The organism is Pseudomonas lactis (assembly GCF_001439845.1).
GTDB classification, from domain to species: domain Bacteria; phylum Pseudomonadota; class Gammaproteobacteria; order Pseudomonadales; family Pseudomonadaceae; genus Aquipseudomonas; species Aquipseudomonas lactis.
Map to the genome: position 1 here is coordinate 48,732 of NZ_JYLO01000006.1, position 22,261 is coordinate 70,992.

21 protein-coding genes and 1 pseudogene are annotated in these 22,261 nt (G+C 60.4%); 5 read left to right on the forward strand and 17 right to left on the reverse strand.

Translation table 11 applies throughout. The annotated features are described in order from the left end of the window. Positions 1-55 precede the first annotated feature (55 nt). Together lpxH and TX24_RS11085 are read right to left on the reverse strand one after the other, a co-directional pair. Positions 56-805 (reverse strand): UDP-2,3-diacylglucosamine diphosphatase, encoded by a 750-nt coding sequence (lpxH, locus tag TX24_RS11080; RefSeq protein WP_003192177.1) that lies wholly within the window; start codon positions 803-805, stop codon positions 56-58. After that, positions 802-1,308, reverse strand: coding sequence for a peptidylprolyl isomerase (locus tag TX24_RS11085; protein WP_003192175.1), 507 nt, complete (start codon positions 1,306-1,308; stop codon positions 802-804). Before TX24_RS11085 ends, lpxH begins: the two co-directional genes overlap by 4 nt. A gap of 238 nt (positions 1,309-1,546) precedes the next feature. On the opposite strand from TX24_RS11085, the gene TX24_RS11090 reads away from it, so the two are divergent. Beyond that, a complete protein-coding gene (locus tag TX24_RS11090) occupies positions 1,547-3,247 on the forward strand; it encodes a glutamine--tRNA ligase/YqeY domain fusion protein (protein WP_003192174.1) in 1,701 nt (566 codons plus the stop codon). Between the two features lie 15 nt (positions 3,248-3,262). Further along, positions 3,263-4,645 (forward strand): cysteine--tRNA ligase, encoded by a 1,383-nt coding sequence (cysS, locus tag TX24_RS11095; RefSeq protein WP_003192173.1) that lies wholly within the window; start codon positions 3,263-3,265, stop codon positions 4,643-4,645. Positions 4,646-4,722: 77 nt separating this feature from the next. On the opposite strand, the gene TX24_RS11100 is transcribed toward cysS, so the two are convergent. The 10 genes and pseudogenes from TX24_RS11100 to TX24_RS11150 form a co-directional block, all read right to left on the reverse strand. Next, on the reverse strand, positions 4,723-5,025 hold the full coding sequence (locus TX24_RS11100) for a hypothetical protein (protein WP_057710339.1): 303 nt from the start codon (positions 5,023-5,025) through the stop codon (positions 4,723-4,725). Next, entirely contained in the window at positions 5,022-5,735 is a 714-nt protein-coding gene (locus tag TX24_RS11105; RefSeq protein WP_057710340.1) for a DUF4225 domain-containing protein, read from the reverse strand. Before TX24_RS11105 ends, TX24_RS11100 begins: the two co-directional genes overlap by 4 nt. After that, positions 5,732-6,216, reverse strand: a pseudogene (locus tag TX24_RS11110) (Hcp family type VI secretion system effector). Before TX24_RS11110 ends, TX24_RS11105 begins: the two are co-directional and overlap by 4 nt. Before the next feature lie 353 nt (positions 6,217-6,569). Then, complete coding sequence (locus tag TX24_RS11115) at positions 6,570-6,908, reverse strand: Na+/H+ antiporter subunit G (protein WP_003192169.1); 339 nt, start codon at positions 6,906-6,908, stop codon at positions 6,570-6,572. Then, positions 6,905-7,183, reverse strand: coding sequence for a K+/H+ antiporter subunit F (locus tag TX24_RS11120; protein WP_003192168.1), 279 nt, complete (start codon positions 7,181-7,183; stop codon positions 6,905-6,907). Before TX24_RS11120 ends, TX24_RS11115 begins: the two co-directional genes overlap by 4 nt. Then, positions 7,180-7,668: a Na+/H+ antiporter subunit E gene (locus TX24_RS11125; protein WP_034133804.1), complete on the reverse strand. Its 489-nt coding sequence runs from the start codon at positions 7,666-7,668 to the stop codon at positions 7,180-7,182. The genes TX24_RS11120 and TX24_RS11125 overlap by 4 nt, the downstream gene beginning before the upstream one ends. Next, a complete protein-coding gene (locus TX24_RS11130) occupies positions 7,665-9,347 on the reverse strand; it encodes a monovalent cation/H+ antiporter subunit D (RefSeq protein ID WP_057710341.1) in 1,683 nt (560 codons plus the stop codon). The genes TX24_RS11125 and TX24_RS11130 overlap by 4 nt, the downstream gene beginning before the upstream one ends. Continuing rightward, a complete protein-coding gene (locus tag TX24_RS11135; RefSeq protein ID WP_003192163.1) occupies positions 9,344-9,688 on the reverse strand; it encodes a Na+/H+ antiporter subunit C in 345 nt (114 codons plus the stop codon). The genes TX24_RS11130 and TX24_RS11135 overlap by 4 nt, the downstream gene beginning before the upstream one ends. After that, a complete protein-coding gene (locus TX24_RS11140) occupies positions 9,688-12,609 on the reverse strand; it encodes a monovalent cation/H+ antiporter subunit A (RefSeq protein WP_057710342.1) in 2,922 nt (973 codons plus the stop codon). Before TX24_RS11140 ends, TX24_RS11135 begins: the two co-directional genes overlap by 1 nt. 709 nt (positions 12,610-13,318) lie before the next feature. Next, positions 13,319-14,248, reverse strand: a complete 930-nt coding sequence (locus TX24_RS11150) for a DMT family transporter (protein ID WP_057710344.1) — start codon at positions 14,246-14,248, stop codon at positions 13,319-13,321. Between the two features lie 92 nt (positions 14,249-14,340). Between TX24_RS11150 and TX24_RS11155 the strand changes: the two genes are divergently transcribed. Both TX24_RS11155 and TX24_RS11160 read left to right on the forward strand, forming a co-directional pair. Beyond that, positions 14,341-14,904, forward strand: a complete 564-nt coding sequence (locus TX24_RS11155) for a helix-turn-helix domain-containing protein (protein WP_003192155.1) — start codon at positions 14,341-14,343, stop codon at positions 14,902-14,904. Between the two features lie 153 nt (positions 14,905-15,057). Continuing rightward, positions 15,058-15,414: a hypothetical protein gene (locus TX24_RS11160; protein WP_032900748.1), complete on the forward strand. Its 357-nt coding sequence runs from the start codon at positions 15,058-15,060 to the stop codon at positions 15,412-15,414. Between the two features lie 141 nt (positions 15,415-15,555). Here TX24_RS11160 and TX24_RS31835 read toward each other — a convergent pair whose 3' ends face one another. After that, positions 15,556-15,702 carry a hypothetical protein gene (locus tag TX24_RS31835; RefSeq protein ID WP_157255546.1) on the reverse strand — a complete coding sequence of 49 codons (147 nt, stop codon included), beginning with the start codon at positions 15,700-15,702 and terminating at the stop codon, positions 15,556-15,558. 207 nt (positions 15,703-15,909) lie between these two features. On the opposite strand from TX24_RS31835, the gene TX24_RS11165 reads away from it, so the two are divergent. Next, the gene (locus tag TX24_RS11165; protein ID WP_003192153.1) at positions 15,910-17,304 is read left to right on the forward strand and encodes an FAD/NAD(P)-binding protein; all 1,395 of its coding nucleotides are present in this window, start codon (positions 15,910-15,912) and stop codon (positions 17,302-17,304) included. A 103-nt stretch (positions 17,305-17,407) separates the two neighbouring features. Here TX24_RS11165 and TX24_RS11170 read toward each other — a convergent pair whose 3' ends face one another. Genes TX24_RS11170 through TX24_RS11185 form a run of 4 tightly spaced genes read right to left on the reverse strand, consistent with a single transcriptional unit; the run spans position 17,408 to position 22,025 of the window. Next, the gene (locus TX24_RS11170; RefSeq protein WP_057710345.1) at positions 17,408-18,661 is read right to left on the reverse strand and encodes an efflux RND transporter periplasmic adaptor subunit; all 1,254 of its coding nucleotides are present in this window, start codon (positions 18,659-18,661) and stop codon (positions 17,408-17,410) included. Continuing rightward, positions 18,651-20,129 carry a TolC family protein gene (locus TX24_RS11175; protein ID WP_057710346.1) on the reverse strand — a complete coding sequence of 493 codons (1,479 nt, stop codon included), beginning with the start codon at positions 20,127-20,129 and terminating at the stop codon, positions 18,651-18,653. The genes TX24_RS11170 and TX24_RS11175 overlap by 11 nt, the downstream gene beginning before the upstream one ends. Further along, positions 20,122-21,321 carry an ABC transporter permease gene (locus tag TX24_RS11180; protein ID WP_057710347.1) on the reverse strand — a complete coding sequence of 400 codons (1,200 nt, stop codon included), beginning with the start codon at positions 21,319-21,321 and terminating at the stop codon, positions 20,122-20,124. The genes TX24_RS11175 and TX24_RS11180 overlap by 8 nt, the downstream gene beginning before the upstream one ends. Next, on the reverse strand, positions 21,318-22,025 hold the full coding sequence (locus tag TX24_RS11185; RefSeq protein WP_057710348.1) for an ABC transporter ATP-binding protein: 708 nt from the start codon (positions 22,023-22,025) through the stop codon (positions 21,318-21,320). The genes TX24_RS11180 and TX24_RS11185 overlap by 4 nt, the downstream gene beginning before the upstream one ends. Positions 22,026-22,261: the final 236 nt, after the last annotated feature.

Sequence of the window (22,261 nt, forward strand, 5' to 3'; positions counted from 1 at the left end):
GATGCTATCGCAGGCAAGCCAGCTCCCACAGGTTGATCGGTGTTGTGCCAGAGGGTTATGCGCCAGGCAGCGCCAACTGCGGATTGACGAAGTCAAACGCCGCCAGTTGAAAGCCTTGCTCATCCACCTGCAATGCCCAGCCTTGCTTGTCCCAGTCCCCCAGCACAATGCGCTTGGCCGCCTGGTCGCCGATCTGCAACTTATGGATGGCGGGGCGGTGGGTATGGCCGTGGACCAGGGTGCGCACGCCAAACTGCTGCATCACCCGTGGCACTTCTTCAGGCGTGACATCGACGATGTCATTGGCCTTCATGCGCACCTGGGCGCTGCTCTCACTGCGCAGCTTGCGCGCCAGTTTATGGCGGGTGCCCAAGGGCAGGTGGCGCAGGATAAACAGCACAATCGGGTTACGCAGGATGCGCCGCAGCTTCATATAGCCGAGGTCGCGGGTGCAGAGGCTGTCGCCGTGCATCAACAGCACAGGCTCGCCATACAACTGCACGACAGTCGGGTCCTTGAGCAAGGTGGCGCCTGCCGCTTTGCAGAACGCCTTGCCGATCAGGAAGTCGCGGTTGCCGTGCATGATGAAAATCGGGGTGCCGCTGTCGCTCAGCTCACGCAAAGCCTCGCAGATGGAACGCTGGAAGGGGGTCATGCCATCGTCGCCAATCCAGGCTTCGAAGAAGTCCCCCAGAATGTATAACGCCTGGGCGCCACGGGCGCGGCCGTGGAGCAGATCCAGAAACGCCCGGGTGATGTCCGGGCGCTCCTCTTCCAGATGCAAGTCTGAAATCAGCAATATCACGCTTCGATGATCTCGGCTTTCTCGACGATCACGTCTTCGGCTGGAACGTCCTGGTGACCGGCCTTGGAGGTGGTCGATACGCCTTTGATCTTGTCGACAACGTCGGTGCCTTGGGTGACTTTACCGAACACCGCGTAGCCCCAACCCTGCACGTTTTTGCCGCTGTGGTTCAGGAAGGCGTTGTCGGCGACGTTGATGAAGAACTGCGCGGAGGCCGAATGCGGCTCCATGGTACGGGCCATGGCGACGGTGTACTTGTCGTTGGAAAGGCCGTTGTCCGCTTCGTTCTGGATGCTTGGACGCTTGTCTTTCTTTTCTTTCATGCCAGGCTCGAAACCGCCGCCCTGGATCATGAAGTTACCGATGACACGGTGGAAAACCGTGTTTTCGTAGTGGCCGGCTTTGACGTATTCGATGAAGTTGGCGACGGTGATCGGCGCTTTATCGGCGTTCAGCTCGATGACGATGTCACCGTGGTTGGTGGTCAGTTTGACTTGAGTCATGTTCACTACTCTTTTCAGGGAATTCGTGGGTGTGGGCGCGTGGGCACCTTACCTGTCTGGCTAAACGACGGCCAAGGCGCGCAGTTTAGCCTGCCCGGCAGGAATTTCGAGGTGGTTTTTTACCAGTGGTGCGTTAAATGCACCTGAGCCCTGTCAGCGCCTTGACAGCATCAGCTATGATAAGCCCTTTGTTTTGTCTGGCCCCAACCGGCCATGAACCTGTCTGTTCAAGGATCCTATGAGCAAGCCCACTGTCGACCCTACCTCGAATACCAAGGCCGGACCTGCCGTCCCGGTCAATTTCCTGCGCCCGATCATCCAGGCGGACCTGGATTCGGGCAAGCACACGCAGATCGTCACCCGTTTCCCACCTGAGCCCAACGGCTATCTGCACATCGGCCACGCCAAGTCGATCTGTGTGAACTTCGGCCTGGCCCAGGAGTTCGGTGGCGTCACGCACCTGCGTTTCGACGACACCAACCCTGCCAAGGAAGACCAGGAATACATCGACGCCATCGAAAGCGACATCAAGTGGCTGGGCTTCGAATGGTCCGGTGAAGTGCGCTATGCCTCCAAGTATTTCGACCAGTTGTTCGACTGGGCCGTCGAGCTGATCAAGGCCGGCAAGGCCTATGTGGACGACCTGACCCCGGAGCAGGCCAAGGAGTACCGGGGCACGCTGACCGAGCCAGGCAAGAACAGCCCGTTCCGCGACCGTTCGGTGGAAGAGAACCTGGACTGGTTCAACCGTATGCGCGCCGGCGAATTCCCGGACGGCGCCCGCGTGTTGCGCGCCAAGATCGACATGGCCTCGCCGAACATGAACCTGCGCGATCCGATCATGTACCGTATCCGCCATGCCCACCACCATCAGACCGGTGACAAGTGGTGCATCTACCCCAACTACGACTTCACCCACGGCCAGTCGGACGCCATCGAAGGCATCACCCACTCCATCTGCACCCTGGAGTTCGAGAGCCATCGCCCGCTGTACGAGTGGTTCCTGGACAGCCTGCCGGTACCGGCGCACCCGCGTCAGTACGAGTTCAGCCGCCTGAACCTGAACTACACCATCACCAGCAAGCGCAAGCTCAAGCAACTGGTGGATGAAAAGCACGTACATGGCTGGGATGACCCGCGCATGTCCACACTGTCGGGCTTCCGTCGCCGTGGCTACACCCCGGCGTCGATCCGCAACTTCTGCGACATGGTCGGCACCAACCGCTCCGACGGCGTGGTCGATTTCGGCATGCTCGAATTTAGCATCCGTCAGGACCTGGATGCCAATGCACCGCGCGCCATGTGCGTGCTGCGTCCGTTGAAAGTCGTGATCACCAACTACCCGGAAGGCCAGGTCGAGAACCTCGAACTGCCGCGTCACCCGCAGAAAGAAGAGCTGGGCGTGCGCAAATTGCCGTTCGCCCGCGAGATCTACATCGACCGTGACGACTTCATGGAAGAGCCGCCAAAAGGCTACAAGCGCCTGGAGCCGAACGGCGAAGTGCGCCTGCGCGGCAGCTACGTGATCCGTGCGGACGAAGCGATCAAGGACGCCGACGGCAACATCGTCGAACTGCGCTGCTCGTACGATCCGGACACCCTGGGCAAGAACCCTGAAGGCCGCAAGGTCAAGGGCGTGGTCCACTGGGTACCGGCCGCTGCCAGCATCGAGTGCGAAGTGCGCCTGTACGATCGTCTGTTCCGCTCGCCCAACCCTGAAAAGGCTGAAGACAGCGCCAGTTTCCTCGACAACATCAACCCTGACTCCCTGCAAGTACTCACTGGTTGTCGTGCCGAGCCATCGCTTGGCGACGCACAGCCGGAAGACCGTTTCCAGTTCGAGCGCGAAGGTTACTTCTGCGCGGATATCAAGGACTCGAAACCTGGTGCTCCGGTATTCAACCGTACCGTGACCTTGCGAGATTCGTGGGGCCAGTGATTTAAGGGAAACATCGTGCTAACGATCTACAACACGCTCAGCAAGACCAAAGAAGTCTTCAAGCCGCTGGATGGCAACAAGGTGCGCATGTACGTGTGCGGCATGACCGTGTACGACTACTGCCACATCGGCCACGGCCGCAGCATGGTTGCCTTCGACCTGGTGACCCGTTGGTTGCGTTTCAGTGGCTATGACTTGACGTACGTGCGCAACATCACCGACATCGACGACAAGATCATCAACCGTGCCAACGAAAATGGCGAGTCGTTTGATGCGCTGACCGAGCGCATGATCGCCGCCATGCACGAGGACGAGGCGCGCCTCAACATCCTCAAGCCGGACATGGAGCCGCGTGCCACGGACCACATCCCTGGCATGCACGCGATGATCCAGACCTTGATCGACAAGGGCTACGCCTACGCCCCGGGCAACGGCGACGTGTACTACCGCGTCGCCAAGTTCATGGGTTACGGCAAGCTGTCGCGCAAGAAGATCGAAGACCTGCGCATCGGCGCGCGTATCGAAGTCGACGAAGCCAAGCAGGACCCGCTCGACTTCGTGCTGTGGAAGGCCACCAAGCCGGGCGAGCCAAGCTGGGAGTCGCCCTGGGGCGCCGGGCGTCCGGGCTGGCACATCGAATGCTCGGTGATGTCCACCTGCTGCCTGGGCGAGACCTTCGACATTCATGGCGGCGGCAGCGACCTGGAGTTCCCGCACCACGAAAACGAAATCGCCCAGAGCGAAGCCGCCACCGGCAAGACCTACGCCAACGCCTGGATGCACTGCGGCATGATCCGCATCAATGGCGAGAAGATGTCCAAGTCCTTGAACAACTTCTTCACCATCCGCGACGTGCTGGAAAAGTACCACCCGGAAGTGGTGCGCTACCTGCTGGTGTCCAGCCACTACCGCAGCGCCATCAACTACTCCGAAGACAACCTCAAGGACGCCAAGGGTGCCCTGGAGCGTTTCTACCACGCGTTGAAAGGCCTGCCCGCGGTGGCGCCTGCTGGCGGCGAAGCCTTCGTGGCACGCTTCACCGAAGTGATGAACGACGACTTCGGCACCCCGGAAGCCTGCGCCGTACTGTTTGAAATGGTGCGCGAGATCAACCGCTTGCGCGAGACCGATATCGACGCAGCGGCGGGCCTGGCGGCACGCCTGAAAGAACTGGCCAGCGTGCTGGGCGTGTTGCAGATGGAGGCTGATGACTTCCTGCAAGCGGGCGCTGAAGGGCGTGTGGATGCCGCTGAGGTAGATGCACTGATCCAGGCGCGTCTGGCGGCTCGCAGCAATAAAGACTGGGCGGAATCCGACCGTATCCGCGACCAACTGACCGCGATGGGTGTGGTGTTGGAAGACGGCAAGGGCGGGACGACGTGGCGGTTGGCTGACTGACCGTTGATAGCTGCACGCTGAACAAAAAACGCCCCGACTGGTTCGGGGCGTTTTTTTACAAAAAATAGCGATGTCACTTAGCGTTTCCACCACCAGTTCAAGTCGCGTTTAACTGGGAGTGCGAGTGCATGAAGTATGAAGAACGCTAGTGCGATCCAGCCAATGATTGGATAGTTTTCAATGACTTCTGGATGAGTGCCGAAGTATAAGTATTTGTCAAGTTGAGCGATTTCCATATGTGTCATCATAAAGAAAATATTGACTGCTAAGCTGATATAGATTTTGGTATATCCAAGTCCTTTGCCTGAGAAGATAACTTTAAGGCAGTATGCGAATAATAATCCCAATAGCGAGAGTATTAGAAAAGCCATAATAATCATTTTTTAGACTCTTCATGTAGTTGCTTTAATGTGATTGCATCTGTTGCGGCCTCCGCTGCCAGCGAAGTGGGTGCCATGGTTTTATAGGCTCGTATCCGGTCTGAATCCAAATACCTAAATAGACGCCAAGCATCGGGTTTGTATATATGCCGTACAGTACTGTAGATAGATAGGCTAATATCAACGGCGCCGTAGGCCATGTTTGCTTCCCGCTCTCCGTGACCGACGGCGGATGCAACTGATTGATATGCTGTACGAACCGGACCGACGGTATCGGATCTTCCTGTTACTAGGTTGTGTCCGCCTTCATATAAATTATTAGCCCCATGCGCCATCAATGGCACACCCGCAATGAGGCACAGGGTGCCCACCGACGCATAGCAAATTCCGGCACCCGTGGCTATTTGCAGCGCGCCCGCAACGGCTCCGATTCCATTTCTCCCAATCGCTATTGATTGATCCAGCAAACTACGCTGCTCTTTTTTAATCTCAATCAGCCCCTCTGCAACTGTCTTTTTTCCTTGCTCTACATCTCTGACAATACTACGAGCGTAGTAGGCAACCTCTCGGTTGAATATCGAACGATTAACGCCATCCTGTAGATGCCGGGCACTTATTGCACATGCATGATTGGTCAGTTTTGCAGCGGCTTGGCTGACGACCCACAAGTCATAAAAGTTCGGTGCTTGATTTTCTTTCTTTGATTTCATCGTCCGGTTTCCCATGAGCCATAGCCGCTGGTGCCCGCTAGATGATGTGTCCAGATGATTTCCCGATAACGAATCGACAGATGTTCCTGTGGGTCTACATCGTTCAGCAGGACGGAGTGGGGTACATCGACGGTGAGGCTGGCAATGATGCAGCCCCTGATATCGACGGTGTAGTATTTTTGGTGCTGGCCGAGCTGTGAAATGCGATAAAAGTTGATCACGCAGTTCAGTTCTTCTCGGTTGGATAACGCTACCGCCAGCAATGGCGAGGATTTACAATGTTTTTTGTGATAACCACCGGGCCGTGGGTGGAAGCTCTGACATTGCCGGTGTTGAGCATATTGTGATTGAACGACATCACCATGATTTCGTCTCGGTGCCCCTCCTGGCACTTGTTGCCGATGGAGTCTTGGGTTGAGCAGCCAGCCGAGATCAGGCCTTGAGATTTTCCATTAATGGACATGTAACCGTGGTTAGCCATGGATGTGAATTTCCTGATGGGTTCGCCACAAACATACGGAAAAATGTAAATAGGAAATATCGGACGTTTCGCCTTTTTCAGTGCGAGCGGGATGTAGGATTATTCGTTTTTGTTTGAGATGAAAACGTCCCGTTATGCCGGGGAAATGACCACCACGCGTTCGCACAATCGGACAAGATGCCGGCTGAGCTGGCGCAATGGGCGGCGCGTATCCGCTCTTTTGCCTGGCGCTAAACCAAATGTGGGAGCTGGCTTGCCTGCGATAGCGGAATTTCAGTCAATGATGCTGTGACGGATAAACCGCTATCGCAGGCAAGCCAGCTCCCACATTTTTACTGAATTCGCCTGAAGAATCAGCGGCGGCTGCTGACTTCGGCGGGGACGTCATCACCGGCCATGCGTTTGCGGAACAAGGCCGTTCGCGCCAGCAGCAGTGTGGTGACCGGCACGGTGATCGCGAGCAAAATCGGAATCAGCCAGCCATGCAACACCGGCCCGGACTTGAGCACCGAAAAGTAGATGATCGACGCCAACGCCACGCTCCACGCCCCCAGCGTCGAGGCCAGTGCCGGTGGGTGCATGCGTTGGAAAAATTCTTTCATCCGCAGCAAGCCAATCGCGCCAATCAAGGCAAACAGGCTGCTGAGCAGCAGCAACGCCGCCACGATAATTTCAACCCATAACGGAATCATTCAATCACCTCGCCACGCAGCAGGAATTTGGCCAGGGCGAACGAGCCGACGAAGCCGAACAGCGCGATCAATAGCGCCGCTTCAAAGTAAGTGTCGCTGGCATAGCGAATACCCAGGGTCAGCATCATCAACATCGCCAGGATGTACAGGTAGTCCAGCGCCAGTACCCGGTCCTGGGCCGAGGGGCCTTTGAACAGGCGCACCAGGGTCAGCACCATGGCCAGGGAGAACAGGAACAGGCTGAACAGGATCGCATTGGCGAGCAGGGCGCTCATTCGAAGATCTCCATCAGGGGCCGTTCGTAGGCGTGCTTGAATTGCTGGATAAACGAGGCCTCGTCATCCAGGTCGAAGACGTGCAGCAGCAGGATGCTACGGTCCAGGGCCAGTTCCGACCACACGGTGCCGGGGGTCACGCTGGTGATCATCGCCAGCACGGCTAGGCCGTTGGCGTCGCGCAGGTCCAGGGGGATCTTGATAAAGCGTGAGCGCGGTGGGCGTGAGCCACAGGTGAGTACGCCCCAGGCCACGTGCAGGTTGGAGATGATCACGTCGAGGCCAACCCGGAAGAACAGGCGCACGATCACCCCAGGGCGACGGATGCGGATCGGCAACGGGCGCAATGGCGCCATCATCAGCGGCGCGAGAAAGCCCAGCAGTGCGCCCAGCAGCAGGTTGCCAGGGCTGATTGACAGGTTCAGCACCAGCCACAACACCCACAACGCCAACGACAACCAGGGGGCAGGGAACAGACGTTTCATGGCTGCACCTCCAGGGCGGCGGCCTTGGCTTCAGGGCTGGGCACTGGCCGGGTCGCGAGCACTGCCATCACGTAGTGTTCCGGGTTGTTCAGGCTTTCGGCGGTGGCCTGGGTGTAGCGCATCAGCGCTTCGGCCTTGAAGGTCAGCGCTATGCTCAACCCCAGCAGCAGGAAGATCGGCACACACTCGTAGCGGCGCAGCAGCGGTGATGGGCGTTCTTCCGGGGTCCAGAAGCGTTGGATGCCGAGGCGGGCGAACGCGATGAGCGAGGCCAGGCCAGAGAGAATCAGCAGCGCCACCAGGCCCCAGGCCGCTGGGCGGATCGATTCGTCCACGGCGTTGCCCAGGCCCAGTGGATTGATCAGCGCACTCAACAGGCTGAGCTTGCCGATAAACCCGGACAGCGGCGGCATGCCGATAATCAGCAGCGCGCAGGCGATAAAGCTCAGGCCCAGGAAAGCCATGGTCCAGGGGATGACCTGGCCAATCACTGCTTTTTGCTCATCGTCCAGGTTCACGCCAGGACGCGGATGCAGCGATTCCATGGCTTTGGGCAGCGCATCAATCTCCTCATCCAGCGGCAGGTCGTTGGCCGAACGCGAACGCTCGATCAGCTCCGCCAGCAAAAACAGCGCACTCAGTGCCAGGGTGGAGCTGACCAGATAGAACAGCGCCCCAGCGGTCAGGCTCGGCTGGGCAAACCCGACGGCCGACAGCAGGATCCCGGCCGAGACCAGGATGCTCAGGCTGGCCATGCGCTCCAGGCGCTGCGCCGCCACCATCGCCAGTGCCGCGCAAATGATGGTCGCCATGCCGCCGTACACCAGCCAGTCGCCGCCAAACAGCGCCGAGGCGCCGGCCTGGCCGGAGAACAGCAGGGTCCACAGGCGCAGCACGGTGTACACGCCGACCTTGGTCATGATCGCGAACATTGCCGCCACCGGCGCGCTGGCCGAGGAATAGGCGGGCGCCAGCCAGAAGTTCAGAGGCCACATCCCGGCCTTGGCCAGGAACGCCGTCGCCAGGATCGCTGCACCAGCATGCAACAGGCCGCGATCGGCCTCCGGCACCAGCGGTATTTTCAACGCCAGGTCGGCGAAGTTCAGCGTACCGGTGACGCCGTAGATCATCGCCGCGCCGATCAGGAACAGCGACGACGCCAGCAGGTTGATCGCGATGTAATGCAGTCCCGACGACACCCGCGCGCGGCCGGAACCGTGCAGCATCAGGCCGTAGGAGGCGGCCAGCAGCACCTCGAAGAACACGAACAGGTTGAACAGGTCGGCGGTGAGGAAGGCGCCGTACAGCCCCATCAGTTGGATCTGGAACAGGGCATGGAAGCTGGTGCCCGCACGGTCCCAGCGTGCCATGGCGAACAGCAGCGCGCTGACGCCTATCACCCCGGTAAGCACCAGCATCATCGCCGACAATTGGTCCACCACCAGCACGATGCCGAACGGCACCTGCCAGTTGCCCGGCAGGTACACGCCAATGGAGCCGGGGCCGCCTTGTTGCGTCCAGTACAACAGCAGGATGGCCACGCCCAGGCCGACGAAGCTGGAGCACAGATTGATCTGGGCTTTGAGCGGGCGGCGTTTCTCGCCCAACATCAGCATCAGCCCGGCGGTGAGCAGCGGCAGCAGGATCGGCGCGACGATCAGTTGATTCATCCACGTCATTCCTTGGGCTCCCGGCCGTCTACATGGTCAGTGCCGGTGAGGCCGCGGGATGCCAGCAGCACCACCAGGAACAACGCGGTCATGGCGAAGCTGATCACGATGGCCGTGAGCACCAGGGCCTGGGGCAGTGGGTCGGTGTAGTTGAGCAGGTCTTGGGGCACGCCGTCCTTGATGATCGGCTCCTTGCCGATAAACAGGCTGCCCATGCTGAAGATGAACAGGTTGACCCCGTAGGACAGCAGGCACAAACCCATGACCACCTGGAACGTCCGTGGCCGCAGGATCAACCAGACGCCGGAGGCCGCCAGGACCCCAATGGCTATTGCGATGACTTCTTCCATCAGGCGGCTCCTTCGGTTGCAGCAACCACTTTGGGCTGGTTGCTCGGTTTATGCGCGCGCACCGACTGGTGGCCGAGGGCGGTGAGCATCAACAGGGTCGAGCCCACGACCATGGCGTACACGCCGACGTCAAAGAACAGCGCACTGGCGATATGAATATCGCCCAGTAACGGCAGGCTGAAATGCCAGGTATGCGTAGTGAGGAACGGGTACCCGGCGAACAGCGCACCCAGCCCGGTCAAGGTGGCCGACAGCAGGCCGAAGCCCATCCAACGCATCGGCCGCAGGCTCATCTGCGCCTCGACCCACTGGGTGCCGGCAACCATGTATTGCAGGATAAACGCCACCGACATCACCAGCCCGGCGACGAAACCACCACCCGGTTGGTTGTGGCCACGCATGAACAGGTAGAACGACACCACCAGCGCAATCGGCAGCAGCAGGCGCACCAGCACCGCCGGTACCATCATAAAGCCCAGGGCGGTGTCGCTGGCCTGGCGCGGGTTGACCAGGTCGGTGGCCACGTCCGGTGCCAATTGGCGCTGTTGCGCCGGCAACTGCATGCTTTCCTTGGACGGGCGGAAGCGGCGCAGCAGGGCGTAAACAGTCAACGCCACGGCGCCGAGTACGGTGATTTCGCCCAAGGTGTCGAAGCCACGGAAATCCACCAGCATCACATTCACCACATTGCTGCCGCCGCCTTCGGGCAGGGCACGGCTTAAGTAGAACGAGGAGATATCGTTGGGCGTCTGGCGGGTCAGCATCGCGTAGGACAACAGCGCCATGCCGCCGCCGACTACGGTGGACAGCAGCAAGTCACGCACCCGGCGAATTCGCGCCTTGCGCAAGGTGTTGGGCAATGGCCAAACTTCCTCGATACGCCGTGGCAGCCAGCGCAGGCCAAGCAGGATCAACACGGTAGTGACCACTTCCACCACCAATTGGGTGAGGGCCAGGTCCGGCGCCGAGAACCACACGAAGGTGACGCAGGTCATCAGGCCGCACACGCTGACCATGGTCAGGGCCGCCAGCCGGTGGTACTTGGCTTGCCAGGCGGCACCCAGTGCGCAGGCAATCGCCAGCAACCACAGGGTGACGAAGACGATGGAGCCCGGGATTTTCGGGCGGTCGCCCCAACTGAGGCCACTGTTGATCATCGGGATCATTGCGCCGATCACCGCCAGCAGCACCAACAGGAACAACTGGGTTTGCAGGCGTTTGGTGCTGATGCGTTTCTCGATGCGGCGCACGCCGCGCATCATCACCACCAGGCAGCGCTCGAAACCGCGCTTGCCGTTGAAGTAGCCGATCAGCGGCGGGTATTCGAAGCGGCCACGCTTGAGTTGCTTGCGCAGCAGCAGGTACAGCACCACGCCGCCGGTCATCGCCACCAGGCTCATGATCATCGGCGCGTTCCAGCCGTGCCAGATTGCCAGGCTATATTCCGGCAAGGTACCGCCCACCACCGGCAGGGCGGCAGCGGCGAGGATCGAGCCGACCATCTGGGCCGGGAAAATCCCCACCAGCAGGCAGGTGAACACCAACAGCTCAACCGGGGCGCGCATCCAGCGCGGCGGCTCGTGGGGCGTGTGCGGCAAGTCGGTGGCGGGCGGGCCGAAGAACACATCCACGGTAAAGCGCAAGGCATAGGCCACGCTGAACGTACCGGCGATGGTCGCGATCAGCGGCAGGGCGATTTCCACCCATTGGGTCGACGAGATAAACACGGTTTCGGCAAAGAACATCTCTTTGGACAGGAAACCATTGAGCAACGGCACCCCGGCCATGGACGCACTGGCGACCATCGCCAGGGTCGCGGTAAACGGGATCAGGCGCACCAGGCCACTGAGCTTGCGGATATCCCGCGTGCCGCTTTCGTGGTCGATGATGCCCGCGGCCATGAACAGCGAAGCCTTGAAGGTGGCGTGGTTGAGAATGTGGAAGACGGCGGCAACAGCGGCCAGCGGGCTGTTAAGGCCCAGCAGCAGGGTGATCAGCCCGAGATGGCTGATGGTGGAATAGGCCAGCAGGCCTTTGAGATCGTTTTGAAACATGGCGCAGTAAGCGCCGAGGAGGAGAGTGAGGGCGCCGGCACCGCCGACGATCCAGAACCATTCTTCGCTGCCGGACAGCGACGGCCACAGACGGGCCAGCAAGAACACGCCGGCCTTCACCATCGTTGCCGAGTGCAGATAAGCCGAAACCGGAGTGGGCGCCGCCATGGCGTGGGGCAGCCAGAAGTGGAAGGGGAACTGCGCGCTTTTGCTCAGGGCGCCGATCAGCACCAGGGCCAGCATGACCGGGTACAGCGAGTGCACGCGAATCTGATCGCCCGCCGCCAGCACCTGGTCCAGGTCATAGCTGCCGACGATATGCCCCAGCAGCATCACTCCCGCCAACAGGCACAGGCCACCTGCGCCGGTGACCATCAGCGCCATGTACGCACCCCGCCGCGCATCGGCACGGTGGTGCCAATAGCCGATCAGCAGGAACGAAAACAGGCTGGTCAGTTCCCAGAAAAACACGATCTGGATCAGGTTGCCGGAGATCACCAGGCCAAGCATGGCGCCCATGAACGCCAGGAAAAACGCAAAGAAACGCGGCACCGGGTCGTCCGGTGACATGTAATAACGCGCATACAGCGACACCAGCGTGCCGATGCCCAGCACCAGCATCGAGAACAGCCAGGCAAACCCATCCATGCGCAACACGAAGTTCAGCCCCAGGCTGGGCAACCACATGAATTCTTCGCGGATCACGCCACCGTGGGCGATCTGGGGGTAGAGCAGGGCGACTTGAATAGTACCGACCAGTGCCACAAGGCCGGCCAACAGGGATTCGGTGTTACGTGCGTTATGCGGCAGCAAGGCCGCCAGACAGCTGCCGATAAAAGGCAGAAGCAGTAGAACTATCAGGGACATAGGCTTCTAATCTGCGGGAGTTTGGGATGCATCATACGTGCCGCTTTCACGATCACCAAACGGCAAGATGTGGCAGGATCCTACAAGGTAGGCTGAAACTTCCCATTTGGCACTGTTTGGACCTGCCCTTGAATTGAAATGCCGACCTCTGTGGGCGCCGTTATCTGCAGCGACGCCGTACCTGTGGCGAGGGAGCTTGCTCCCGTGACGGCCTGACAGTCGACGCTTGTCTCCCTGACACCCACGATCCAATTGTGGGAGCTGGCTTGCCTGCAATGGCGGCCTATCAGCCGACACTTCTCTACCTGACACCCCACAATCCAACTGTGTGCGGGCTTGCTCGCGAAGGCGTCCTGGCAGTCAACACAGTTGGATTGTGTACATATCCATTGCTGCGGTAACGGCCACTTGGGGTTCCGCCCTGACGGCGGCTCACTTTTGAGAAGCGCAAAAGTAAGCAAAACGCTCTTGCCCCACCACTCGGCACCTCGCTTAGGCTCGGTGTGCCCGAACGCAGGCTTGAATCCGTGGGCCGCCGCCACGCGCCATCCATGGCGCGGGGCGGCTAACCCGGCGTCCTGCCGGGTTACCCACGAATTCAAGCCTGCGTTCGGCCAGCGTGGTTTGACGGGGCGCCTGAGATCAAAAGCAGATCAAGAGCAAGAGCAAGAGCGGCTCGCTTCGCATCGTGGTTACTGTCGATCGTGGACTATCCCTGCCGCTCCTCTTCCAACGCCTCTGCCAACTCAACGGCCTTCTGCCCCTTCGTCTTCAACTCACTCACAATCACCGCCACCACAATCAACACCGCCCCCAACATTGCAATCGGCGGGAACCGCTCCCCGGCGATTCGCCCCACAACGCCGGCCCACACCGGCTCACCGGCATAAATCAACGTCGCCCGGGTTGGCGAAACACTTTGCTGGGCCCAGTTCATCGCCACCTGGATCACCGCACTGGTCAAGCCCAGGCCCACGGCACTGAACAGCAGCAGCCAGGAAAAGCCCGGCAACGCCTCGCCCATGGGCACTACCATCATGAACGACAGCACCGAAGCGGTGGCCAGTTGCACCACGGTCACCCGACGAATATCCACTTGGCCTGCAAATGCGCTGATCAAGATGATCTCGGCCGCTATTGCCACGGCACCGACCAGCGTAGCGATTTCACCTGGGCTGAAGTTCAGTGAAGCCCCCGCCGGGCCGGTCAACAGCATCAACCCGGCAAACGCCAGCATGATGCCGATGCTGGGCATCAACCCGGGGCGACGGCCCAATACCAGCCACTGCAACAGCGGCACGAATGGTACATACAAGGCGGTGATAAACGCCGACTGGCTGCTCAAGATGGTTTGCAGGCCAATGGTCTGCAAGCCATAGCCGAACATGATCGCCACCCCGATAAACACCCCGGCCTTCAATTCGAACAGGGTCAGGTCGCGCAGGGTGCGCAAGGAAAAAAGCCCAACCACTATCGTCGCCGCCGCGAAGCGCAGACCCACAAAAAACATCGGCCCGCTGACGGCCATAGCGTGCTGCACGAGCAAAAAGGTGCCGCCCCAGATCATGGTGATCACCACCAGGATGCATTCGGCTTTACTGAAACGGTTGAAACGCGAAGGGGAGTTCGGGGTGGTCATGGCGGCTCGGTCTTGCAAGGGGAAAGCACGGACCGCACAATGCGCCGCACGCTGGGCAGTATACTGCGCACACCCACCTATTGAGCAATATAGTGCACAAAGAAAATCCGCAACGGGCCTCGGTCCTGCAGCACGTCAGCCAGAACGTTCGTCGCCTGCGCCATGCCGCCGACCTGAGCCAGACCGCGCTCTCGGAAAAGTCCGGTGTCAGCCGGCGCATGCTGGTGGCGATTGAAGCGGGGGAGAAGAACGTCAGCCTGTCGACCCTGGACCGTGTCGCCGAAGCGTTGGACGTGGCGTTCAGTGATCTGATTCAGGCGCCGGATGCTCCCGATCACAGCTGCATCAACGAGCTGGCCTGGGCGGGTGAGATCCCGGGCAGCAAAGCCGTATTACTGGCTAAGGCTAACGCTCGACGTGAAGTTGAATTGTGGGAGATGCGCTTGGAACCAGGGGATCGCTACTGTCCCGAGCCGGATCCGGAAGGGTGGAGCGTGCAGTTGTTTGTATATGAAGGTCACCTGACACTGAAAGTGGGAGACGAAAAAATAATCGTCAGCGCTGGCGAGTTTTTTATGTTTGCCAGCCGCCAAGGCCACGTCTACCGCAATGATAGTGAGGTCGCGGTGCAGTTTGTTCGTAATGTCGTTATTTGATTAATTTGTCAGGTGTCTGTCGACAGTTTTTATTGTTTGTCAACTGTTGAGTTTGACAGGTTTAAGCGTTCGTCATATTTGCTAGATTGGTTTCTCGATATCGTTGATGTGCTATCAGCGCAAGTCGAGTTAACTTATTGAAGGAGATAGTCAATGGATATTTTTTTGCCTGATCCAGCTACAAACCTGCCTGGCTCGACGTTGCCTGATGCTTCGATCACTCCGGTGAACCCTGATGGGACGCTCAATAATCACGATATCGAGAATAAACTCGCTTACATGCACGTGTTCCCCTATGCCGGTATCCAACTTGAGGACGAGGTAGCTTGCTCCCAAAAAGTGGAGGGCGGAACGTGGTTCAGTTTTCGTGAGGTCACTAATCCTTGCGCCACTATCGACGTATTAGTACGTTCATTGCGTGGTGGCACTACGACAACTATTTCGTATTACGTGAGGCGCGGGGGAGAAATTGTGGGGCGCTCCGGAGAAAGGGTCTATCACGTCGTATAGGGCTTTCTAACCTGAGTGTTTTGATAAGTCATGCAACGTTTTGTCCTTGCCATCTGTTCTGGCGTGATTTTCCAGTGTTTTCATATGGCGAGGAGACTTGGACGCACGCGAAAGTCGTGGCTGTTTCCAGTGCGATAATTGTCAATAGATCGCCATGACAAAAACAGCTGCTGATTGTTTTATCTTACCCTTCCAAAAGCTGCGAACATCGGTATCTGTCTGTGCATCGGCTCTCCATTTCATTGCCAACTGCCACGGCCCGCCTTGCTCTCGCAGCGTTTCAGTCAAAGACAATCCTAATTGCCCAGGCCATGCTAATGCCCGCGAGTAGCGGGTGAGGCTCCTGATCGCTGAGCACACTGTCAATGTCGCGTTCAACTATGCATCTCAGAGCTACGTGCTGGATACTGGGCGGGTGGTCCTGAGTCGCAGTACCGCGCCGTTGTTGGTGCGGGACATGACATTTGTCTGGGCAAACAGTAAGGGTGAACCAGCATGAATCAATCAACTCGCAACGCTGACGTGCTGATCATCGGTGGCGGCCTGAGCGGTACGATGCTGGCCGTGCAACTGCTGCGCCTACCGGGCACGCGGCGCATCCTGATAGTCGAACCTCGCGCTGAACTGGGGCGTGGCGAAGCCTACAGCGCGGTCGAATTGGGCCATACGCTGAACGGCAATGCCGCCCGCATGAGCGTTGACCCGGACAATGCTGACGACCTCACTCAGTGGCTCACCGACTACATCAGCGCCGGGGGATGGCCCGAGTCGTATCAACAGCATGTGCCCATCAGCGAGCTGTTCCCGCCACGGGGGCTTTTCGGCCTGTACGCGCAGCAGCGTCTGGCGCAAGCCAAGGCGCTTTCTACATCGAGCGTCGAGCACATCCGCGCCGAAGGGGTAGACCTGCAAGTCGATGCCACCTCGGCGTTGTTGACTCTCGATACTGGCGAGCAACTGCGCGGCGCCTGTGCGGTATTGGCCACTGGCATGTTCCCGGCGGCGCGCACTCCGCAGACCGAGTCCACAGGATTGAATGCCGCCGCGCTGGACCCCTGGGATGTCCCCGCGATGACTCGTCTCGACCCACAATCGACCGTGCTGATCATCGGCTCGGGCCTGACCATGGTCGATGCCGTGGTCTCCCTGGAGCAGGCCGGCCATCGCGGGCCTATCGAGGTTTTTTCGCGCCACGGCTTGTTGCCCCATGTACGCCGGCAACCGCCGAGCTGGAACGACTTCCTCGCCGCCGACCACAGCCTGAGCAGCCCCCGACAGTTGCTGCGTGAGGTGCGACGCCAATGCCAGCTCGCGTTGGGGCAAGGCACAGACTGGCAGGCGCCGTTGGACACGGTGCGCGGGCATATCGCGCGGCTGTGGAGCCAGGCCAGTGAGGCTCAGAAACGCCAGTTCGTGCGGCATGTGCGGCCCTGGTGGGAAAGCCATCATCACCGTTCGCCACCCTTGAGCGCGCAGTTGCTGGCGCGGTTGCACCAGCAAGGGCGGTTGCGCATCCGTGCGGCGTCGTTCAAGGGTTTGATGCCGTCGCAAGAGGGGGTCGCCATTGCGGTGCGCTACCGTGGCGAGGATGTGATCACCCAGGTGTGGGGCGCCGCGCTGATCAATTCCAGCGGCATCGAATACGACTGGCGCCGGGTGGCCCGGCCTTTGCCGCAGCAATTGCTCAAGCGCGGGTTGGTCCAGCCTGGGCCGTTGGCGCTGGGGATTGCGGCGGATGCGTCCGGCGCAGTGCTGGATGCTCGCGGCCAGGTCAGCCCGCGACTGTTTGCCATGGGGCCGCCGTTGCGGGGCATGTGGTGGGAGAGCACGGCGGTGACCGATGTGGCCCTGCAGGCCAAGGCACTGGCCGCCAGGCTGGCACAGGCTTGAATGTGGGAGCTGGCTTGCCTGCGAAAGCGCTAGTGCAGTAACAGATGCAGTGACTGACACACCGCTTTCGCGGGCAAGCCCGCTCCCACATGGTGTTCTCCTTTTATCTGGAGATTTTCACAAACCCGGATTTCAGCCCAAACACCTCAACCCCCTGCGGCGTCGATTGCCCGGTGGTCACGTTCACCCGCTGCACCGGTTTATCCATCGCCGCCCGATACTCCACCGTCATGTCCGCCTGGATCGCCTGGCTGGGAATCACGATCGCCTGGTCATTGTTGTAGGTGACGATAGTCAAGCGCGCACTCATGCCCAGGCGCACCCGCTGCAACTGCTGGGGCGTCAGCGTGGGGATCGACAAGGTCACCGGAAACTGCGCGCTGCCCTGGCTGTCGCTGGCGATGGCCAAGCCGCTGACCACGCTGACCGAACCCGTCAGCCGCTCGCCGTCAAAGCCATCGCCCATCACTTCAACGGCCTGGCCCTGACGTAACTGGTTGATATCCAGCTCTGAGACCTTGGCGACGATTTTCAACTGTTCGATATTGGCCAGGCCGAACAGCACCTGGCCCTGGCTGACCTTGCTGCCGGCCTGCACCGGCGCGCTGTTATTGCCGCCAGCTTGCGCGGTGTTGTTGCTGCCGGGGGCCGGTACCACGATGCCGGAGAAGGGCGCCTTGACCTCCTTGCCTTCGAGCAGTTTCTGCAAGGCTTCGTACTTCACCGTGGCATTGGTCAGTTCCATTTCGGCGATCTGCCGGTATTCGCCCTGGCCTTGGTCCAGGGCTTGTTGCAGCTCACTGCGCGCCGCCGCCAGGTCCAGTTGCTGCTGCTGAGTCTGCTGCTTGAGGTCATCCAGTTCGTTGCGCGGGATGATGCCGCGCTTGAACAGGTTTTCGCTCTCGGTGAGTTTGCGTTGGGTGTTGCCGGCGGTCATTTCAGCGGTGCGTAAACTGCGGCGGGCACGGCTGACGGTGGGGCTGCTGCCCCAGTCCTGCATTTCCTGCACGGTGCGCCGGGCCTTGAGTTGTGCGGAGAGGGCGTCGCGCAGTTGCACTTCCAGCGTCGCCGGGTCCATGCGCAACAGAACCTGGCCGGCTTCGACGCGCTGGCCTTGTTCGACCAGGTTGGCCAGCACATTGCCGTCGAACGGCGCCGTCAGGGTGACGGTGGTGTGCGGCTCGATCTTGCCCACCAGGCCGATCTGGTGCACCAGCGGGTCGGGCTTGACGGCCAGCCACTGCTCGGCCGTGTTCGCTGGCTCGGCGCCGCCGCGTTGGCTGAGCAGGCTGACTGCCGCCCCGGCCAACAACAGGGCCAAGGCAACGGCCAGCAGGGATTTTTTATTAATAGTCATTGAGGGCGATTTCCCAACTTTCCAGCGTCATGCCCAGGGTCAGATCGAGCTGGGTCTGGGCGTTCAAATAAGCGATCAGCGCATTGAGCTGGGCATTTTCGGCGTTGCGCAGGTCGGTCTCGAAGCTCAGCACCTGGAAGTTGGTGGAGCGTCCGGCACTGAGTTTTTCCCGCTCGATCTCGATCTTGCGCCGCGACAACTCCACGGCGCGCTTGGAGATTTCATATTGGCGCCAGCGGGTGCCGAGGTCACGCACCACATTGTTGACGTTGCGCTCCAGTTCCTGGCGAGCGTCGGTGATGCGGATTTCCTGATCCTCCACATTCACCCGCGCACGCACTTCGGCCTGGCGCGTGCTGATATCGCCAATAGGGATCTGCACTTGCACCCCGGCGTAACTGTCCCAGGTGCGGTTATTGTTATGGCCGTCGTCGTTATCGGTGGCGGCGCGTATCTGGTTGGCGCCTGCGACCAGGTCCACTTGCCAGCGCCCGGAATCCTTGGCGATCACCAGGTTAAGGTCGGCCTGCTGGCTGCCGAGCAGGGCGGCGAGGTATTCCGGTTGCTGGTTTTGCGCGAGGTTGAAGGCCTGGCGCTTGTCTATCTCCATGGGGCTGGCTTCCAGGGCCTCGGTGGCACGCACCGGTGTCGACAGGTCCAGGGCCAGCAGGCGCAGTAACGCCAGGCGGCTGGTGTCGAGTTGGTTGCGGGCTTCTTCCACGCCCAATTGCTGGGTGGCGATGTCGGCTTCGGTCTGCACGATCTCGAACTCGGCCATGCGCCCGGCGCTGATCAGCGCCTTGTTCACCTCCAGCAAGGTCGTGGAGCGCTTGAGGGCTTCCTGCACGATCACCAACTGTTCCTGGGCACGCAGCAACTCGCGGTAGGTGGCGATGATCTGGCTGATGGTCTGCGCCACGGTGGCCTTGAGGTTCAGGCGGTTGGCCTGCTCGGCCAGGCGCGACAGGCGCAGCGGTGCGGTGGTGGCATCCCAGCCGGCGCCGCGCATCAGCGGTTGGATGATCGCCAGGTCCAGGCCGTCGCTGCGATAGCGGCCGGCGCGGTTGGCGTTGTTCAACTGCTGGGTCCAGGCCATGCTCAAGCGTGTGCCGTATTCACCCAGCAGGCTGCTGCTCGGCGCCAGGCTGGCGTTGCGCGCGTTGTCCTGGGAGCCGCGTGTGCTGCGGTAATAGCTGTTGAGGGTGAGCTTGGGGTTGAACACGTCTTCTGCCACGCGCAGGTCGAACTTCTGCGCCACCCGTTGCAGGTAGGCGCTGCGGATCGCCGGGTTATTGCGCAGGCCCAGGTACACCGCGTCGCCCAGGGTCATGGTGGTGGCCTGGGCATTCAGCGAGACGCTACGCTCGTAGCCGCTGCGGGTGGTGCTGGGTGCCTGAGGGTTGATCACCACGTCGGCGGCCATGCCCGGCAGGCTGGTCAGCATCAGCAGTAGCAGGTACTTATTCATCGCGCAGGGCCTCCACCGGCTGCAAGCGTGAGGCCGACACTGCCGGGTAAATGCCAAAGAACAAACCCACCAGCAACGTGCTGCCCACGCCCAGGGGCAGGGCCGCCACTGCCAACGCAAACGTCCAGCCCGACAACCACGCATACAGCCAGGCAGCGGTCATGCCCAGTACCGCGCCGCACAGCGCGCCCACGGCGGTGAGGGTGACCGCTTCGAGCAAAAACAGGTTGCGGATGTCTCGCTGGCGCGCGCCCAAGGCCATGCGAATGCCAATCTCGCGGCGGCGTTCCGAGACGTTCATCAGCATCACGTTCATCACCCCGACACCACCGCCCACCAAGGAGATCGCGCCGAGGGCAAGCAGCAGGTAGGCAAAGGTGCGGCTTTGCCGGGTCATGCCATCGATCATTTGCTGGGGCACCGTGATGTCGACGTCATGGTCGGTAAGCTGGGGTTGCAGCGCGGCGGCGGTGTCCCTGGCGATACGTTCCATGTCCTGTCCTGGCGCTGCGCGAATGATCAGGTTGTTGATCTGCGGGGTGGCATAGATACGGCGCATGCCCTCGGCGGGGATAAACAACGATTCGTTGGCTTGCACAGGCATCAGCATGGCCCGGGGTTGGTTGTGCAGGATGCCCACCACCAGAAACAGGTAATCGTTGATACGCACACGGTCGCCCAGTTGCAGCGGGTCGCCCGGTGCGCCGAGGGCCTGGGCGAGTTGGTCACCGATTACCCCGTAGGTTTCGTTGGCATCGAAGGGTGACAGGAAACGCCCCTTACGCAACGCCAGGCGCATGGCGTGCTGGATACCCGCAGTGCTGCCGACAAAGTTGGCGTTAGTGGTACGCCCATGAAACACGATGGGCCCGCTGAACAGGCTGAGCGCGCCGAGATGGGCAATGCCCGGCACTGCCTGGCGTACCGCGTCGAGGTCGAGCTGGGTGCGCATCGGCACGTTGCTGCTGCCCTTGGGTGGGAACTGGGCGATGAGGGTATCGGTACCCATGTCCTTGAAAATCATCGCCGCATCCACTGCCGCGTTGTGGCCGATATTGATCAGCGCTACCACCGAGGAACTGCCGATGACGATCCCCAGGAGCGCCAGGATCGAGCGCTTGCCCAAGGTACGCAGGCTGATAAACGCTTCATGCAGCAGTTGGCTGAGGCTCTGCTCGACCCGCAGGCTCATGGGCGCCCGGCCTCATGCACCACGCCGTTGCGCACCAGAATCTTGCGCTCCAGGCGCTCGGCAATGTGGGGGTCGTGGGTGACGATGATCAGCGTCACCTGTTGCTCACGGTTAAGGTTCAACAGCAGGTCCATGATCTCTTGGGCGGTGGTGCTGTCGAGGTTGCCGGTGGGTTCGTCGGCCAGGATCACCGAGGGGTTGCCGACCAGGGCGCGAGCAATGGCCACGCGCTGGCGCTGACCGCCGGAGAGGTCGGCGGGCCGATGGTGGGCGCGGTCACCGAGGCCGACCTGTTCGAGCATGCGTTGGGCGTGTTCCACCGATTCATGCCGCGACACGCCGCGATAACTCAAGGGCAGCGCGACGTTGTCCAGGGCGCTGAGGCGGGGCAGCAGGTTGAAACTCTGGAACACGAAGCCGATCTGCTGGTTGCGGATCGCCGCCAGCTCATCGGGGGTGGCGTTGAAAATATCATGGCCGGCAAAGTGGTACTGGCCACAGTTGGGCAGGTCGAGCAGGCCGAGGATGTTGAGCAGGGTGCTTTTTCCGGAACCGGAAGCACCGAGAATGCCGCAGCTGTCACCGCTGGCGATGCACAGGCACACATCATTGAGAATGCTCAATTCTTGCCCGGCGAGCTGATAGCGCTTGCCGATGCCTTGCAGGGAAATCAAACCTGGGTGCGCGGGGGTCTGTGTCATCATGACTACGCCTGCAGTCTCGACGGTACCGCCTTGCCCCCGGAAACCCTTTGTAACAAGTTCGGAAGCTGCCTGTACGCGTCACGGACTGGTTTTATTTCTTGTTTTTAAAATATTGTTTGAATAGTAACTGCCTTCCTGACGCTTCGCCAGCCACGGAGGTAGAGCGGTTTTACCGGTTGAAACGATTTTCTCGTTGGGTGTGAGGGGCCGGGAAAAATTCCTTGGCTAGCCTCAAA